The sequence below is a fragment of the Kiritimatiellia bacterium genome (assembly GCA_028715905.1).
In the GTDB taxonomy this organism is placed as follows: Bacteria; Verrucomicrobiota; Kiritimatiellia; order JAAZAB01; family JAAZAB01; genus JAQUQV01.
The window spans coordinates 1,584-16,680 of record JAQUQV010000024.1 but is presented as its reverse complement, the minus strand read 5'-3'; the positions used below and the strand labels follow the sequence as shown (position 1 = coordinate 16,680).

Genomic DNA, 15,097 nt, shown 5'->3' with positions numbered 1-15,097 from the left:
GAAAGGATAAAAGACATGGAAAATGCGGAAAACAGACAGAGCCAATACAGCCGCGCCAAAGATAATTCGGATGCGTTGCCTGAAGAACAGGTCATGCGGGAACGTCTTGCGCGAATAAAACATAAAATCCTGGTGCTCTCCGGCAAGGGCGGGGTCGGGAAAAGCACGGTGGCGGCCAATCTGGCCGTTTCGTTGTCGCTTTCCGGCAAAAAGGTCGGCCTCCTGGATGTGGATATTCACGGCCCCAGCATTCCGAAAATGCTTGGTCTGGAAAACACACGGATCGCCGCGCGGGAAGACGTCATTCTGCCGGCCGAAAAAGACGGTTTAAAAGTGATGTCCATCGGCTTTCTGCTTCAAAGCCGCGATGAGGCCGTTATCTGGCGCGGCCCCTTGAAAATGGGCGTTATCAAGCAATTTCTGAAAGACGTGGAATGGGGGGCGCTTGATTACCTGGTGATTGATTCACCCCCGGGCACGGGCGATGAGCCGCTTTCCGTCTGCCAGCTGGTCAAGGACGCCGACGGGGCCGTGATCGTAACCACTCCCCAGAACGTGGCCACGAACGATGTGCGTAAATCCATCAATTTCTGCCGGCATTTGAACCTGCCGGTGCTCGGCGTGGTGGAAAACATGAGCGGATTCGTCTGCCCGAAGTGCGGTGAATTCACGGCGATCTTCAAGACCGGAGGCGGCGAGGAGATGGCAAACGAAATGCACACGCCTTTTCTGGGGCGCATTCCGCTGGACCCCGCGGTCGGCGAGGCGTGTGATGAGGGCAACCCGTTTGTGCGCCATCATAGCCGGTCGGAAACGGCCAAAGCATTTGAACGGATCATCGCGCCGATTCTGGCATTGTCGGCGCAAGCGAAAGACGCGTCAGCAGTCAAAACAGACAGAAAAGAGGAGGATATTATTATGAAGATCGCAATACCAATAGCGGAAGGAAAACTCTGCATGCATTTCGGGCACTGCGAGCAGTTTGCCCTGCTGGAAGCTGACAAAAAGACAAAAAAGATTACCGAAAAAAAATTCCTTACCCCGCCGGCCCACGAGCCGGGCGTCCTGCCAAAGTGGTTGCATGAACAGGGCGCAAATATTATTATCGCCGGCGGAATGGGACAACGCGCGCAGAACCTGTTTGCCGAGAACAACATCACGGTCGTGGTGGGCGCGCCCGGCGAAGAGCCCGAAAAAGTCGCCGCCGCCTGGCTCTCCGGCACCCTTCAGGCCGGAACGAACGTCTGTGACCATTAACAGGATTTTGGAATATCTTCATGCTGTCAGCGGATATAAGATGCCTGTTGCTGGATTATCAGCGCGACGAGATAACCGAATATCATATTTACCGGCGGCTGGCGGCCCGGCAGAAGTCTTCCGCAAACCGGGAGGTGCTGGAACGTATTGCCGAGGACGAAAAGCGGCACTATGAACAATGGAAGGCCTATACCGGCGAAACCGTTGCGCCGTCCTCGTTCAAAATATGGTTTTACGTCTGGATCAGCCGCATTTTCGGGCTTACTTTCGGCCTCAAGCTCATGGAGCGCGGCGAGGCGAGCGCCCGGCAATCCTATGGTTCGCTTCCCGCGGAAATTAAGGAAGCCGAAGATATTGCCCGGGAGGAAAGCGGCCATGAGGACAAACTGCTGGCTATGCTGGATGAGGAACGCCTGCGCTACGTCGGCTCCATTGTGCTAGGGCTGAATGACGCGCTCGTGGAGCTGACCGGCGCGCTGGCCGGCCTGACGTTTGCCCTGCAAAACACGAAGCTTATCGCCCTGACCGGTTCCATTACCGGCATTGCGGCGGCCTTCTCCATGGCCGCTTCCGAATATCTTTCCACCAAGGCGGAGGGGACGGGGCAAAGCCCGCTCAAGGCGGCCCTTTACACCGGCGCGGCCTACGTGCTGACCGTGGTTCTCTTGATCATGCCGTATCTTATCCTTGCCCGCTTTTATGCGGCGCTGGCTTGCACCCTTGCAACGGCCGTAAGCATCATTGCCGTGTTCAATTATTACATCTCCGTCGCCCGCGGCGAGCCGTTCAGGAAACGTTTTACGGAAATGGCGGGTTTGAGCCTGGGAGTGGCCGGCCTGAGTTTTCTCGTGGGACTTGCCTTGCGGAAGTTCCTTGGCGTGGAAATATAATCCGCGCCGTCTGGACGGTCTATTTCATCAAAAGCAGGCTCAGGGCCATGACCAGCATGCCCGCGACAAGCCCCAGCAGGCTGTCGTGCCCCTTGCCATAGGCCCGGCTGGTCGGCAGAAGTTCATCCAGGCTGATGTAGACCATGATGCCCGCCACGCCTCCAAACAATATGCCCATTACTTGAGGCGGAATGATTCCGGCCGGGCCGCCCATAAAGAACCGAAGGGCCAGATAAGCGATAAGCGCGCCGGCCGGCTCGGCCAGGCCGCTGAGCAGGGAATATAAAAAAGCTTTTTTGCGGTTTCCGGTGGCATAAAAGATCGGCACGGAAACGCTGATGCCCTCGGGAATGTTATGCAAGGCGACTGCCACCGCGATTGCCAGGCCCAGCGCCGGGTCATGCAGGGCCGCCAGAAAAGTGGCCAGTCCTTCCGGGAAATTGTGAATGGCAATGGCCAACGCCGTGAGCAATCCCAGGCGCATGAGTTTGTGGTGATGGGCGTTGTGGTTGCGCGTGTTAAGTCCTGATTGGTCGCCGTTTTTTACGTAGTCCGGTATCCGGGCCCGCGGATCATGCAGGGGGGCCGTTTCCGCTTCCGAGTGGGTCTCGTGCGGATTTTCAGCCGAGGGGATGAGGTTGTCAATAATGCCGATTAAAAGCATGCCCCCGAAAAACGAAGCCGTATTAATCCAGTGTCCAAGGTCGCCGTACCGGGCGGAGAGTGTTTCCGCCCCTTTGAAAAATATCTCCACAAAGGATACGTAGAGCATGACGCCCGCGGAGAATCCGGTCGCCACCGAGAGAAAACGATAATTTGTCCGCCGGGCGGCGAACGCGATGATGCTCCCGATGCCCGTGGCCATGCCCGCGAACAGCGTCAGGGAAAGCGCAATCCAGACATTACTCATGTTATTGATAATGTTAGCGGTTGCGGAAATGCAAGGCAATGAAAAAACAGCTTGCGCGGTTGATGCGACGGTGATAGGATGGGAACTACGAAAGCGTGAATGAAACTGTTCTGTTAAAACGCTCGCTTTTGTGTAGAAGCTATGCGTAGAGAACCCGGGGTAATCGGAGGTTTGGCTGCGGCTGGACGGCTCCGCCTTAAAAAAGAGGGATTATGGGATTAGTCCGTTTCAGCATATCTCTTGACGGCGATTTGCTGGCAAAGTTTGACCGCAAGGTTAAAAGCGAGCGTTGCCCGACCCGTTCCAAGGCGGTCGGCGACCTTATCCGCAAGACCCTGGTTGAGGAAGAATGGTTCCGGGGCGGCGGGAAAGTGGCCGGGGCGATTGTGCTGGTTTATGACCACCACAAGCCCGATCTGGTGGCTAAACTGACCGATGCCCAGCACGCCAGCCATCACGCCATTATTTCCACGCAGCATATTCACCTGGACCACGACAATTGCCTGGAAATCGTCGCCGTGCTGGGCAAACCGCCGGAAATTGATGCGGTTATCAAGCGTATCAGGGCTATCAAGGGGATCAAGCATGTTTCGTTCGCGGCCGCCACCACCGGCAAAAGCCTCTCGTGAAGGCGATGAAAAGCTGACCACAGCCCTCGATTTTCAGCCTATTTTCTAGATAGCATTGCCGCTTTGCTGATGTCCTCAATGCTCTTTTCTGGCCATAATTTTCTCTGCCACCTTGTATAGTCAAACGGCTCACGCTTGATCAGCGCGATAAATTTCTCCGCCGCCACATCCCCTAATGCTCCGGCAATCAATCCCATCATCATTAAGCCGAACTTTTGTTGAGTAGTGGCATTTTCGGGGATAACATTTGTTTTGAGATTGAAAAACACTGCCGTTACATGTAATCTATAAGCATGAATTACACGGTGGATCTGAAGCCGAGGGCGATCAAAGACTTAAAGCATTTGCAAAAGCAGGATGCTTCGCGGATCGTGAATGCTTTGGAAAGACTGCGATCTGACTTGACCGGAGACGTAAAGAAACTGACCAACTTCACACCGGAGTATCGGCTGCGCGTCGGACAGTTCTGAATATTGTTTGAGATCGAAAACGAAACACAGATTATCGTCTACCGCGTCGTTCATAGGCGCGAAGCATATCGGTAGAAGGAGAAATAAAAATGGTAACATTACATCCGAGCATACTCGAACGAGACGGGAAAAAGGCTTTTGCTGTCCTGCCTTATGAGGAATTTCTGAAGATCGAAGAAGAACTTGATAATCTTGAGGACATCAAAGATCTTCGCGCCGCCAAGGCAGAAGAAGTAACCGCCTCTACCGCTTCCCTTGCTTCAGTTCGGAACGAATTGAAGATTTGAGCGAACAAGATGATGAAGAAATTAATGATGATCGCGCTCGCCTGCTTGGCTACCGGGTGTGCTGGATGCCGGATGGATCGCCCCCCCCCCCCCCCCCCGGAACACAAAATGATCGAGATGGCGTTCTTCAAGTGCGAGAAGTGCCAATCGCTCGAAGGTGGAATCTACGGCAACCCCAAAGGTCCATTCAAGTCGCTGCACTCGCCACAGGCGAAAGCGTGTGTTCACGACTGGCAGGCGATCAACATGGCGGAGTTCAAGATGCTCGGAACAGAATGGAAGGGCGTTGACTGGACGAAGGAAATCCCCTTCTGGAATCCGGAAACAAACAGAATCCCGAACCAGCCCTCGGAGGCGACTCGCTAAAGCTCGCGCCTCAAGGGCAACGTTCCCGGCGCGCTGCGCGCTCCGGGAACGGCGAGTTGCCGGCTGCGCCCGGCCAACTCGCCGTTGGACATGAAAGAAAAACGATCATGAAAAATTGGATTCTTGGCATCTCGCTTACAGTCAACGTCATTCTTGCCGCAACCTTCTTTTTTACCATGCAATATGCGAAAAAGATATACCTCCTCTCGGTTGCGACGGCGGCGCAGACGGAACTCCGAGTGAATGAACATCATTGTATCGGATCAGACTGGAAACCGTCACTCTATTTTAACAACGAACGGGACATTACCCAGAACTCGACCGCGTTATCACGCAAGCGAAGGATGCCGGGGTCTGGTCGCGTGAATCCAGTATGCTCATCAGCGACCCTACCTTCCGCGAACAACTCATTACCGACGTCAAGACGCATATTTGGCCCGGCATCCAGCGCCTGTTTCAGGGGACAGAGTTGGTTGCCGGCGCCCATTCAGAACAAGACCAATGCCTTATAGGCATTGGGGGTGCGCTAACGACGGGATAATGGCCGCTTTTGGAGGCTGAAATAGGGTAACACTTCTAAGAGAAGATCTATTGAAGATCTTCAGGAGTGTTACAGATGAAATCAGGAAAGAAGGTAGGTTGGAGCAAGGCCGGTAGGAAGGGAGAAGAGACGAAAGGGAAGCGCCCTCCTGGGGGGAGAGGAGGGCGCGGCGCGGCGGGCCAAAATGACGCGGGCGCCATTGAGTCGATAAGTTCCGGCGGCCATAAGCATTCGCAGAAGTACGAGCTCAAGCGGCGCGCGGTACAGTTGTGTCTGGAAGAAAGCGTGCCGGTGAAGGTAGTGGCCCGGGAAGTTGGAGTCAGTCGCTGGACGATATTCGAATGGGGGCGGCAATACCGCAAGAACGGGGAGGAAGGGCTGCAACCACGGAGAGGTGGAGACAAGCAGCCCGTTGCGTCTGGCAAGCCAGATTCACGAGCATTGATCCGCGCGGAGATAATGGCGCTCAAGCGCAAACATCCGGCCTTCGGGATCAAGCGCATCTCGCAAACATTACGGCGGATATTTCACCTGCCGACAAGCCCGGAGACGGTGCGGAAAACGCTGCATCGCGCAAAACTCATCAAGCCCCGGAAAAAGAAGACTCCATCCAATCCATCGAAGCCGCGCTTTTTCGAGCGCGCGACGCCCAATCAGATGTGGCAGAGTGATATCTTCCCCTTCAAGCTTGGCGGGGAAGCGGTCCGTCCGCCGGAATGGCTGGGTCCTGGGGGGTATGCCTATCTGATCGGGTTTATTGACGATCATTCCCGGTACATCACGGCGCTGGAATTATTCCGCAGCCAGACGGCCGATAATCTGCTTGAGGTGTTCCGGCGCGGGGTTGGAGCGCACGGTGTGCCCAATTGTGGGGCGCCGTTAAAGACACGCAACCCTTCCGCCAAATCCTTGATGCTCTCTCAAAACCACGCCTTCAAAACTCCCGCCGTATCCGCTCCCTGGAAATAACCGGCAAAGACCGGGAATTCCTTCAGGCCTTGTCCGATCCGAAGTTTGCCGTCTCCGGCCTGACCAATAAAGACCTGCGTCAAATACTCCGCCTTACCCCCTGGGCCAAGGGCGGATCCGAAAAACAGCTTTCCGCCCGCATCAGCCGCCATTTGCGCCTTATGCGCGAGCACGGCCTCATCCGCAAAATGCCCAACCAGCGCCGTTATCTTCTCACTTCCTCAGGCCAAATATTAACCACCGCGCTCAATGCACTCCTGGCCGCATCCACACAACAGCTCGTCAATCTCGCCGCTTAAGCGGGCAAGTTCGCGCCAGGGGCGCTTTGTGGCGCGAGATGATCCGCGCATATATTTCATCCCACATCATCCTTACCCAGCATTATTTTCTTGCTTTTCATCACGGCTTTTGACATTTCAGGTGCTAAAAGGGTTAAAATTATTTCTTTTCCCAGTTTGAAATCAGCAATTCGGCGCGGGGGATGGAGCGGATATCAGATTTTACGCGGCTGTTGCCGCTGGGGTATTTTATTAAAACCTTTTGCATCCTGAAGCCGGCATACATTTTACGGACCGGGGCAGTCGTTTAATGACAAGATGAAGCGCCGGCGGTCTTTTGAAGAGTATCCCGGAGCCGGAGAAAATCGGCCTCGCATAATTTGACGGCATAATCCTGGCTGACACCATAATAAGGCGGGTCGACATAAAAGAACGTTTCCGGCCGATCATATCGCTCGATACAGGCACGGGAATCAAGCCGTTCGATCGTGACGCGTTGAAGCCGCCAATGCGCTTGCATAATCGTCTCTTCCATTGTGGTTAAGTTAAGGTTCATAGGCCGAGTTGCGCCAGACCCGAATGACCGGCTACGGTCATCTGTCTTGCCGCCGAAGCCGGGCCGCTGCCAGATAATAATACCTGGCGGCGCGTTGCAGATCGGTGAGTGTGGTCGGATCCCTGCGCCTTTCTATTTCAATATAGGAATTTCAAAGTTGCCCAATAGGTAGGGCGAGGCGTCCCTGCCGAGCCGTCTGATGAAGATCGGCTCACCCTGAGGGTTCGCCCTACCGGTTGAAAGCGGAAAAAGTTGCCCACCTGCGCGACAAGTTGAAACAAGGCGATAAAAGTCTGGTTGGGAACAGGGGGTATCGGCGGTTTTTGAAAATAGAGGGGAAAGGACATTTCATCGTTGATGAAAATCAGATTAAAAATGAAGAACGTTTTGACGGAGTATGGGTATTGCGAACGAATACTGATTACCCTGCCGAAAAGGCCATGGCTTACAAAAGCTTGTGGATGGTCGAAGATATAATTCGCACCACCAAGTCGATCCTTGATACGCGGCCGATTTATCATAAATGCGACGAAACGATTCGCGGTCATGTATTTTGCAGTTTTCTGGCGTTGCTTTTGAAGGCCGAATTGGAGAAACGCCTGACGGAAAAAGGAGATTGCCGGGTTCGGATGTAAATTGTAAAAGCCGTTCAAACCGGAGCGAAAGTATTAATCAGTGCATAGCCTTGGCCAGCGCGCGCACATAGGCCCTCAGCCTGTTTTTCCGCGCCGCTTCCACCAGCGCGCTCCCCACGACGATCGCATCCGCATGCCTGGCGGCCATCCGCGCCTGGGCGGCGTTGCTGATGCCGAACCCGGCCGCGAGCGGGGCGTTTGTGAGGGAACGCAATTTTGCCAGTTGGGCGTTTAATCCGGAGCTCAATCTGGAGCGGCGCCCCGTGACGCCCTTGACCATGATGTAATATACAAAACCATCCGCGTCTTTCAGGAGTTTCAAGGCGCGTTGGGGCGAAGTGGTGGGGGCGATGAGCTGGATAAAAGTCAGGTTGTGGCGGCGCATAACCCCGCGCAGTTCTTCGGCTTCTTCAAACGGCAGATCCACCACCAGTAATCCGTCAATTCCTTTGCGGGCCGCCTCCGCGCATATTTTTTCATAACCGTAACTAAAAAGCGGATTCAGGTAGCTGAAAAGAATGAACGGGTTGTCAAACGAACGGCGCAGTTTTCCGGCCATATCCAGAATCTGCCGGAGGTTCACGCCGGTCTTGAGCGCGCGCTGGCCGGCGGCCTGAATGGCGGGACCGTCGGCGGTCGGGTCGGAAAAAGGCACGCCGATTTCAAGGATGTCCACGCCGTTGGCAAGCGCCGCGCGCATGAACTGTGCGGATGTTTTCAGGTCCGGATCGCCGGCGGTCAGATAGCCGATCAGCGCTTTTCGGCCCTGTTTTTTTAATTCTTCAAATTTCGCCGTTATTCGGTTCATTATATTTTTTCGCCGCTGATTCTGATATTATGAAAATAAACTTATCGCTGTGTTTTTCGCCCTTTTTGCGGGGCGGACAGCGAAAAAATATGATCCAGGTCCTTGTCGCCCCGTCCGGAGAGATTGACCACGATGTTTTTCCGGCGGCCCAGCTTGCGCGCCCGTTTTTTTGCTTCGGCCAGCGCATGGCATGATTCCAGGGCCGGTAGGATGCCTTCCAGCCGCGTCAGATCGTAAAAGGCCTGCAGGGCTTCGGCGTCGGTGATGGCGCAGTATTCCACTTTTTTTGAATCGGCCCAGCAGGCATGTTCCGGTCCCACGCCGGGATAGTCCAGCCCCGCGCTGACGGAATGGGCGTTGCGCACCTGGCCGTTTTTGTCCTGCAATAGATAGCTTTTGCTTCCATGCAGGACTCCGATTTTACCCGCGCTGATGCTTGCGGCGTGTTTGCCGGTTTTCAGCCCGAACCCGGCCGCTTCCACTCCGACCAGTTTCACTGCCGGCGCGTTGAGAAATGAGTAAAAAATGCCGGCCGAGTTGCTGCCGCCGCCGACGCAGGCGATTATCATGTCCGGCAGTCTGCCGTTTTTTTTCAGTATCTGCCGCCGCGTTTCAGTTCCGATCACGCTCTGGAAATCGCGCACCATGACCGGATAGGGGTGGGGGCCGGCCACCGAGCCGATGACGTAAAAAGTGTCGTCAACGCGCGCGACCCAGGCGCGCATGGCCTCGCTCATGGCGTCCTTGAGAGTGGCGGTCCCGGTTTTGACCTCATGCACCTTTGCGCCGAGAAATTCCATGCGCCGGACATTGGGGGCCTGGCGGCAAATATCCTCCGCTCCCATGTAAACGTCGCATTTCATGCCGAAGAGCGCCGCGGCGGTCGCCGTGGCCACGCCGTGCTGGCCGGCGCCGGTTTCGGCCATCAAACGCGTTTTCCCCATCCTTTTCGCGAGCAGGGCCTGGCCGATGGTGTTGTTGATCTTGTGCGCGCCGGTATGGTTCAAATCCTCGCGTTTAAGATAAATGCGCGCGCCGCCGTAACTTTCCGTCAAACGTCCGGCCAGGTAAAGGGGAGACGGCCGGCCGACGTAATCGCTCAAAAGCGCGTGAAATTCACCTTGGAAGGCGGAATCTTTCGCGGCGGCGCGATAGGCCTTTTCCAGTTCCTGCAGGGCGGGCATCAGGGTCTCGGCCACGTAGCGTCCGCCGTAGGGGCCGAAATGACCGTTTTTATCGGGTTGTCGGTTGTTTTTTCGCATGTTTTAAACATCATGGCAGGTTGTTTTGACCACTTCAATAAAAAAACGTATTTTTTCATGGTCCTTTTGTCCGGGCCGCAGTTCAACGCCGGAAGAGACATCCACGCCGAACGGCCGGACGATTCGTATAGCCGTGGCGACATTGGCCGGGGTTAATCCGCCGGCCAGCATTATTTTGTTTTCACCGGCGATCCGGGCGGCCGCGGACCAGTCAAGAGCCGCGCCGGTGCCGCCGTAGAGGCCGGCCTGGTTGGAATCAAGCACATACCGCTCGGCAGGCCAGGCGGACGGCGCGGGCGTTACTTCTCCGTTCTGCATTCGGATGACGCGCCAGACGGGCAGGGGGAACAGGCGAAAGGATTCATATTTTTCTTCGCCGCACAACTGGACGACGTCAAGGCCGCAGTCTTTCGCCTGTTGCGCGGCCGCCAGCGGCGGCGGATTAACAAAGACCCCGACGCATTTCACGTTTTTACCCAGCGCGCCGCGTATCCGGCGCAGGGCATCCGGCGAAATCGCCCGGGGGGATTTATCGTAAAGCACAAACCCCAGGTAATCCGCGCCGGCATCGCGGGCGGCGCGGGCGTCAGCCAGGCGGGTGATCCCGCAGATTTTTATTTCCGGGATGTAATTCCTGTTCATTTTTATGCGAGTTTTTCCGGAATTAATCGGGCGGAGACCGCCGCGTCGCAACGAGCGCAATTATCAAGCTTGATGACGCGGCCCAACCCAGCTGTTTTCGCGATGCGCTCCTCTCGGTATTATTAAATTCCAATGGTTTTCGGCGGGAAGCAAATGCAACGTTTGTAACTTATATTCCCCGGGGCATGGATTGCAAGCGGAAAATAGCCGAAAAATATTGTTTTCACGGAGGGCAAGCTGTGATACATATACCCTTACGTAATTTTTCGGTTTTAGGTCAGAGAGCGATAAAAAACATGAAGCAATCCATTGAATATTTTATGGAGTCGGTTGTCGCGAAAAATCCGGGCGAACCGGAGTTTCATCAGGCCGTGCGCGAGGTGGCGGAAAGCGTCATGCCGCTGGCTTCCTCCGTGCCGGCCTATGTGCGCGGAAAAATACTGGAGCGGATGGTTGAGCCGGAGCGGGTGGTCATGTTTCGCGTGCCGTGGGTTGACGACCGCGGCGAGGTGCAGGTCAACCGCGGGTTCCGGGTGGAAATGAATTCCGCCATCGGCCCCTACAAGGGCGGGTTGCGCTTCCACGCCTCCGTCAACCTCGGCATTCTCAAATTCCTGGCCTTTGAACAGGTCTTCAAGAACTCCCTCACCAGCCTGCCGATGGGCGGCGGCAAGGGCGGGGCGGATTTTGATCCGCGCGGCAAAAGCGACGGCGAGGTCATGCGCTTCTGCCAGTCGTTCATGAACGAGCTTTTCCGGTTTATCGGCCCCAATATTGACGTCCCGGCCGGCGATATCGGGGTGGGAGGGCGCGAAATCGGGTTTCTTTTCGGACAATACAAGAAACTTACGCGCGATTTTTCCGGCGTGTTGACCGGCAAGGGGCTGGAGTGGGGCGGCTCGCTGATCAGGAAAGAGGCCACCGGTTTCGGATGCGTTTATTTCGCCGCGGAAATGCTGGCCACGCGCGGCGCGCAGATCGCCGGGCAGACGGCCGTTGTTTCCGGCTCCGGCAACGTGGCCCAACACACCGCGGAAAAACTTCTGGAACTGGGCGCAAAGGTTTTGACTCTTTCCGATTCCGACGGCGCCGTTTATGACGCCGGCGGCATTGACTCCGAAAAACTTGCCTGGGTAATGGATTTAAAAAACAACCGCCGCGGAAGGATATCCGAATATGCGCAAAAATTTTCCGGGGCCGAATTCCTGCCCGGCCGGGTCCCCTGGCATATTCCGTGCGGGCTGGCTTTTCCCTGCGCCACCCAGAATGAAATTAGCGCCGCCGACGCGCGGGAGCTGGTTAAAAACGGGTGCAAGTGCGTGAGCGAAGGGGCCAATATGCCGACCGTGCCGGAAGCCGTGGATGTTTTTCTCAAAGCAAAAATTTTATACGGCCCGGGCAAGGCCGCCAACGCCGGCGGCGTGGCCACCTCCGGGTTGGAAATGTCCCAGAACGCCATGCACCTTTCGTGGCCGCGCGAGGAGGTTGACCAGCGCCTGCGGCAAATTATGAAGGCCATTCACGAGAGCTGCGGGCGTTACGGGAAGGAAGGTGATTTTGTGAATTACGTCAAGGGCGCCAATATTGCCGGCTTTCGCAAGGTGGCCAATGCCATGCTGGCGCAGGGAGTGGTCTGAAGAAGAAGTCAGAATTCAGTGGTCAGAACACAGAATGAGGAGTCAGGGGGCAGCAGCCAGAATGAAGAGGATTCTGAATTCTGTCTACTGACTACCGGGGTCAGATAATAGGAGTGTCATGAAACTGGTGCGGTTTGGAGAATGCGGGGCCGAGCGGCCCGGGGTTTTGCTGGGGGAGGCCGATGCCGGCAGAATTCTTGACGTGCGGGCCATGGCGTTTGACATTGAGGATTATAATGAACGTTTTTTCGCGCAGGATGGATTGAAACGGATTGAAAATCTGCTGAAAGAGAGCGGCCGCAAGCTGGTTCCGGCCGAAGGCGTCCGCCTGGGGCCGCCCGTTGCCAGGCCGGGCAAGATTATCTGTCTTGGAAAAAATTATGCGGCGCACGCCCGTGAATTTGACGCCAGCGTGCCGGCGGCGCCAATTCTGTTCGCGAAAGCCGCCAGCGCCATGGTCGGGCCGCGCGACAATATCGTTCTGCCGCCGCGGAGCCGCGCGGTTGACGGCGAAGTTGAACTGGCGGTCGTGATCGGCAAAAAGGCGAAAAATATTTCCGAGGAACAGGCGTTTGAACACGTGGCTGGCTACGCGATTTTTAATGACGTGACCGACCGCGAGGCGCAGCGGGCCGATCAGCAATGGTTCCGGGCAAAAAGCGCCGATACCTTCTGTCCGCTCGGGCCCTGGCTGGCGACGCGGGATGAAGTCAAGAATCCCGGCCGTCTCGGAATGCAATTTATCCACAACGGCCGGGTGCTGCAGAATGATTCCACGGAGAACATGATTTTTAAAATACCTTTCATCCTTTCGTTCATAAGTTCAGCGATCACCCTCTTCCCGGGGGATGTTATCGCCACCGGCACTCCGGCCGGCATCGGTTCCCTGCAGAATCCGCCGGCTCTCTTTCGGCCCGGGGACGAAATAGAGCTGGCGATTGAGGGCTTGGGCCGGCAGGCGAATAAAATCGTTGCGGCGGGATTATAGTTGCTTGATTTTGCGCGCCCGCATAAGCGCGCGTTGGGAGGAAAAGATGATAAAAAAAACGTTGATTCTGTTCGGATGCCTGATGCTCGGAGGATGCGATTATACCGTTTCGCTGGTGACAAAACCGGAAACGCCGATTGACAATGCGGTCGTGGGCTTGTGGCAGAGCACGAAGGCGGACAATCAGAATGAGCGCCTGCTCGTTCTGCCGTTGAGCAGGAATGAATACCTGGTCTCGTTCCCCGCCGGCGCCAAGGACCCGCTCTTTGCCCGCGCCTGCCCGTGCCGCGCCGCGGGAAAAAAAATGGTTCAGCTTCAGTGGATCGGCACGGGCGAGGGGAATCCCCCTCAGACCAACCGCGTTTACCAGTTTGTCGCCTATGAGGCCGCGGCGGACAAGCTTTCCGTCCGCCTCCTGAACAAGGAAGTCGTCAACCAGCACGCGGTATCAACTGCGGAATTGGCCGGAGACATTGAGGCCAATAAAGACAATCCCGAACTCTTCGGGGAAGAAACGGTTTTTGACCGGGTAAAGCAATAAAGTTTCTTTTTGAAGAGAAACACGATCGGCAAGCCCAAAACGGTTTCTTTGCGCTGTTTGACCGAAGCCGCACCGTGCAGAATCAACCCCGGGGCTCCAAAGATATTTTTCGGAAACGCGGACAGAGGGGCGACAGTCCCCTTGAGTTGTACGAAGAACAGCGCCTTTTGACGTTTTTCGCGGATGACACTGGATGGCATCGCTTTTTTATTGATTTTTTATAATCACACTTTATAAAGTGTGATTATGTTTTTCGCAAAATCCGAAGCATTGCGTCCGACCCTCTGGCGGACATGTCGGGTGTTGGCCAACAGAACCAGACTCAAAGTTTTACACGAATTATGTCTGCATCCGGATCAGCGGGTCTCTGAGGTCGCGCAACGGTTAGGGTTGTCTTTGTCTCTGGCAAGCCAATCGTTGCGCGCGCTGAACGCCCGAGGACTGCTGATGGCCAGCCGTATCGGTCCGTTGGTCTACTACCGTCCCGGCGCCAACCGTTCTGTTCCAGATAGCGGCCAATTACTGAGAGTGATTCTAAAAACATTTTCCGATGATAAAAATGCGCACGAAAATATTTTCAGATATGCCACAGCATTTACTCATCCGCGACGCATTCTCATTGTCAAAACATTATCGGAATGTTCCATGCAACCGGAAGAAATGGTCTCCCATATGAATATTTCATTTAGCGCTCTTATTCGTCATGTGCGCAAACTTGTTGCCCGCGGTTTTCTTAAACGTGGTGTTCACGGTTATATCTGTTCTGTTCCGCGGCATAAGTTCGCCCGTTTTCTTCTGGATATTGCCAGATACACCTGAAATCCGCTTTTGCGGCAAAGGCTTGCGGTAAAAGTTTCGACCTTTGCCACTGGTGGACTCGGGTTAGGTCGTCAAAGGCGGCAACTGTATTTGATCGCTGTAGCCCGGCACTGCCGGGCAATTCCGGACAACAAAACATACATCCCCGAACAGGGGTTCGGTTCCTTAATACCCCCCCCTGATCAACCCCGCGAATAAGCCGGGTTAAATCCGCAAAGCGTCAATCGCGCTTTGCTCTGCCGGCAATGTTTCAAACATCCGTGTGTTTTTCCCGTCATTAATTTCAATGAGAACCAGTTCGTTTGTCCTGTGGTCGCTGTAACGGGCGCAGATGGCGGCCGCCAGCATTAATTCCTCTTCCACGGCGGAAACGGGAATGACGGCCGCGGGGCCGGGCACGCTCATGGTTTTCAGGAGTGTTGTTTTGTCGTCCCGGGCGCGTTCAAGGAATTCGTTTTCCTTTTGATTCCGGCCGACGATCAGCTTGTTTTTTCCAAGGCGGAAATGGCGTCCGACGCGCAAAAGTTGTATGGCGGCGATATTGCGGACTCCCTCGTGCCGGCGCAGTTCGCGCAGACGTTTCCCGTAAGCCGGGTCGGTCAAAAGGCATCC

The 15,097-nt window shown here is 55.4% G+C and carries 19 protein-coding genes and 1 pseudogene; 13 read left to right on the top strand and 7 right to left on the bottom strand.

Annotation, left to right across the window (positions count from 1 at the left end; genetic code table 11):
- Positions 1-15 precede the first annotated feature (15 nt).
- Positions 16-1,257 carry an iron-sulfur cluster carrier protein MrpORP gene (locus tag PHP98_06385; GenBank protein MDD5483263.1) on the top strand — a complete coding sequence of 414 codons (1,242 nt, stop codon included), beginning with the start codon at positions 16-18 and terminating at the stop codon, positions 1,255-1,257.
- A 20-nt stretch (positions 1,258-1,277) separates the two neighbouring features.
- Entirely contained in the window at positions 1,278-2,147 is an 870-nt protein-coding gene (locus PHP98_06380) for a VIT1/CCC1 transporter family protein (GenBank protein MDD5483262.1), read from the top strand.
- A 19-nt stretch (positions 2,148-2,166) separates the two neighbouring features.
- Here the strand turns inward: PHP98_06380 and zupT are convergent, their stop codons facing one another.
- A complete protein-coding gene (gene zupT / locus PHP98_06375) occupies positions 2,167-3,057 on the bottom strand; it encodes a zinc transporter ZupT (GenBank protein ID MDD5483261.1) in 891 nt (296 codons plus the stop codon).
- A gap of 212 nt (positions 3,058-3,269) precedes the next feature.
- Here zupT and nikR point away from each other — a divergent pair, with 212 nt between their 5' ends.
- Positions 3,270-3,686 (top strand): nickel-responsive transcriptional regulator NikR, encoded by a 417-nt coding sequence (gene nikR, locus PHP98_06370; protein MDD5483260.1) that lies wholly within the window; start codon positions 3,270-3,272, stop codon positions 3,684-3,686.
- Between the two features lie 38 nt (positions 3,687-3,724).
- On the opposite strand, the gene PHP98_06365 is transcribed toward nikR, so the two are convergent.
- The gene (locus PHP98_06365) at positions 3,725-3,955 is read right to left on the bottom strand and encodes a hypothetical protein (protein ID MDD5483259.1); all 231 of its coding nucleotides are present in this window, start codon (positions 3,953-3,955) and stop codon (positions 3,725-3,727) included.
- Positions 3,956-3,979: 24 nt separating this feature from the next.
- Between PHP98_06365 and PHP98_06360 the strand changes: the two are divergent.
- The 5 genes and pseudogenes from PHP98_06360 to PHP98_06340 all read left to right on the top strand — a co-directional run bounded on the left by PHP98_06360 (position 3,980) and on the right by PHP98_06340 (position 6,618).
- Positions 3,980-4,231 (top strand): annotated as a pseudogene (locus PHP98_06360) (type II toxin-antitoxin system RelE/ParE family toxin).
- Between the two features lie 14 nt (positions 4,232-4,245).
- Positions 4,246-4,443 (top strand): type II toxin-antitoxin system Phd/YefM family antitoxin, encoded by a 198-nt coding sequence (locus tag PHP98_06355; protein MDD5483258.1) that lies wholly within the window; start codon positions 4,246-4,248, stop codon positions 4,441-4,443.
- Between the two features lie 108 nt (positions 4,444-4,551).
- Positions 4,552-4,809, top strand: a complete 258-nt coding sequence (locus PHP98_06350) for a hypothetical protein (protein ID MDD5483257.1) — start codon at positions 4,552-4,554, stop codon at positions 4,807-4,809.
- 616 nt (positions 4,810-5,425) lie between these two features.
- Positions 5,426-6,319: a helix-turn-helix domain-containing protein gene (locus PHP98_06345; protein MDD5483256.1), complete on the top strand. Its 894-nt coding sequence runs from the start codon at positions 5,426-5,428 to the stop codon at positions 6,317-6,319.
- Between the two features lie 29 nt (positions 6,320-6,348).
- Positions 6,349-6,618: a hypothetical protein gene (locus tag PHP98_06340; GenBank protein ID MDD5483255.1), complete on the top strand. Its 270-nt coding sequence runs from the start codon at positions 6,349-6,351 to the stop codon at positions 6,616-6,618.
- Positions 6,619-6,904: 286 nt separating this feature from the next.
- On the opposite strand, the gene PHP98_06335 is transcribed toward PHP98_06340, so the two are convergent.
- On the bottom strand, positions 6,905-7,153 hold the full coding sequence (locus tag PHP98_06335; protein ID MDD5483254.1) for a DNA adenine methylase: 249 nt from the start codon (positions 7,151-7,153) through the stop codon (positions 6,905-6,907).
- A gap of 272 nt (positions 7,154-7,425) precedes the next feature.
- On the opposite strand from PHP98_06335, the gene PHP98_06330 reads away from it, so the two are divergent.
- On the top strand, positions 7,426-7,788 hold the full coding sequence (locus tag PHP98_06330; GenBank protein ID MDD5483253.1) for a hypothetical protein: 363 nt from the start codon (positions 7,426-7,428) through the stop codon (positions 7,786-7,788).
- 37 nt (positions 7,789-7,825) lie between these two features.
- Here the strand turns inward: PHP98_06330 and trpA are convergent, their stop codons facing one another.
- The 3 genes from trpA to PHP98_06315 are packed head-to-tail and all read right to left on the bottom strand — an operon-like array spanning position 7,826 to position 10,500.
- The gene (gene trpA / locus PHP98_06325) at positions 7,826-8,596 is read right to left on the bottom strand and encodes a tryptophan synthase subunit alpha (GenBank protein ID MDD5483252.1); all 771 of its coding nucleotides are present in this window, start codon (positions 8,594-8,596) and stop codon (positions 7,826-7,828) included.
- A 41-nt stretch (positions 8,597-8,637) separates the two neighbouring features.
- A complete protein-coding gene (trpB, locus tag PHP98_06320) occupies positions 8,638-9,858 on the bottom strand; it encodes a tryptophan synthase subunit beta (GenBank protein ID MDD5483251.1) in 1,221 nt (406 codons plus the stop codon).
- Positions 9,859-9,861: 3 nt separating this feature from the next.
- Entirely contained in the window at positions 9,862-10,500 is a 639-nt protein-coding gene (locus PHP98_06315) for a phosphoribosylanthranilate isomerase (GenBank protein MDD5483250.1), read from the bottom strand.
- 296 nt (positions 10,501-10,796) lie between these two features.
- Between PHP98_06315 and gdhA the strand changes: the two genes are divergently transcribed.
- From gdhA to PHP98_06295, 4 genes are all read left to right on the top strand, one after another.
- Positions 10,797-12,137 (top strand): NADP-specific glutamate dehydrogenase, encoded by a 1,341-nt coding sequence (gene gdhA / locus PHP98_06310; GenBank protein MDD5483249.1) that lies wholly within the window; start codon positions 10,797-10,799, stop codon positions 12,135-12,137.
- A 118-nt stretch (positions 12,138-12,255) separates the two neighbouring features.
- Positions 12,256-13,125: a fumarylacetoacetate hydrolase family protein gene (locus PHP98_06305; GenBank protein ID MDD5483248.1), complete on the top strand. Its 870-nt coding sequence runs from the start codon at positions 12,256-12,258 to the stop codon at positions 13,123-13,125.
- Positions 13,126-13,171: 46 nt separating this feature from the next.
- Complete coding sequence (locus PHP98_06300) at positions 13,172-13,666, top strand: hypothetical protein (protein ID MDD5483247.1); 495 nt, start codon at positions 13,172-13,174, stop codon at positions 13,664-13,666.
- Positions 13,667-14,113: 447 nt separating this feature from the next.
- A complete protein-coding gene (locus tag PHP98_06295) occupies positions 14,114-14,485 on the top strand; it encodes an ArsR family transcriptional regulator (GenBank protein ID MDD5483246.1) in 372 nt (123 codons plus the stop codon).
- A 204-nt stretch (positions 14,486-14,689) separates the two neighbouring features.
- Here the strand turns inward: PHP98_06295 and PHP98_06290 are convergent.
- A partial coding sequence (locus tag PHP98_06290) for a tRNA 4-thiouridine(8) synthase ThiI (GenBank protein MDD5483245.1) occupies positions 14,690-15,097 on the bottom strand: 408 nt, incomplete at its 5' end.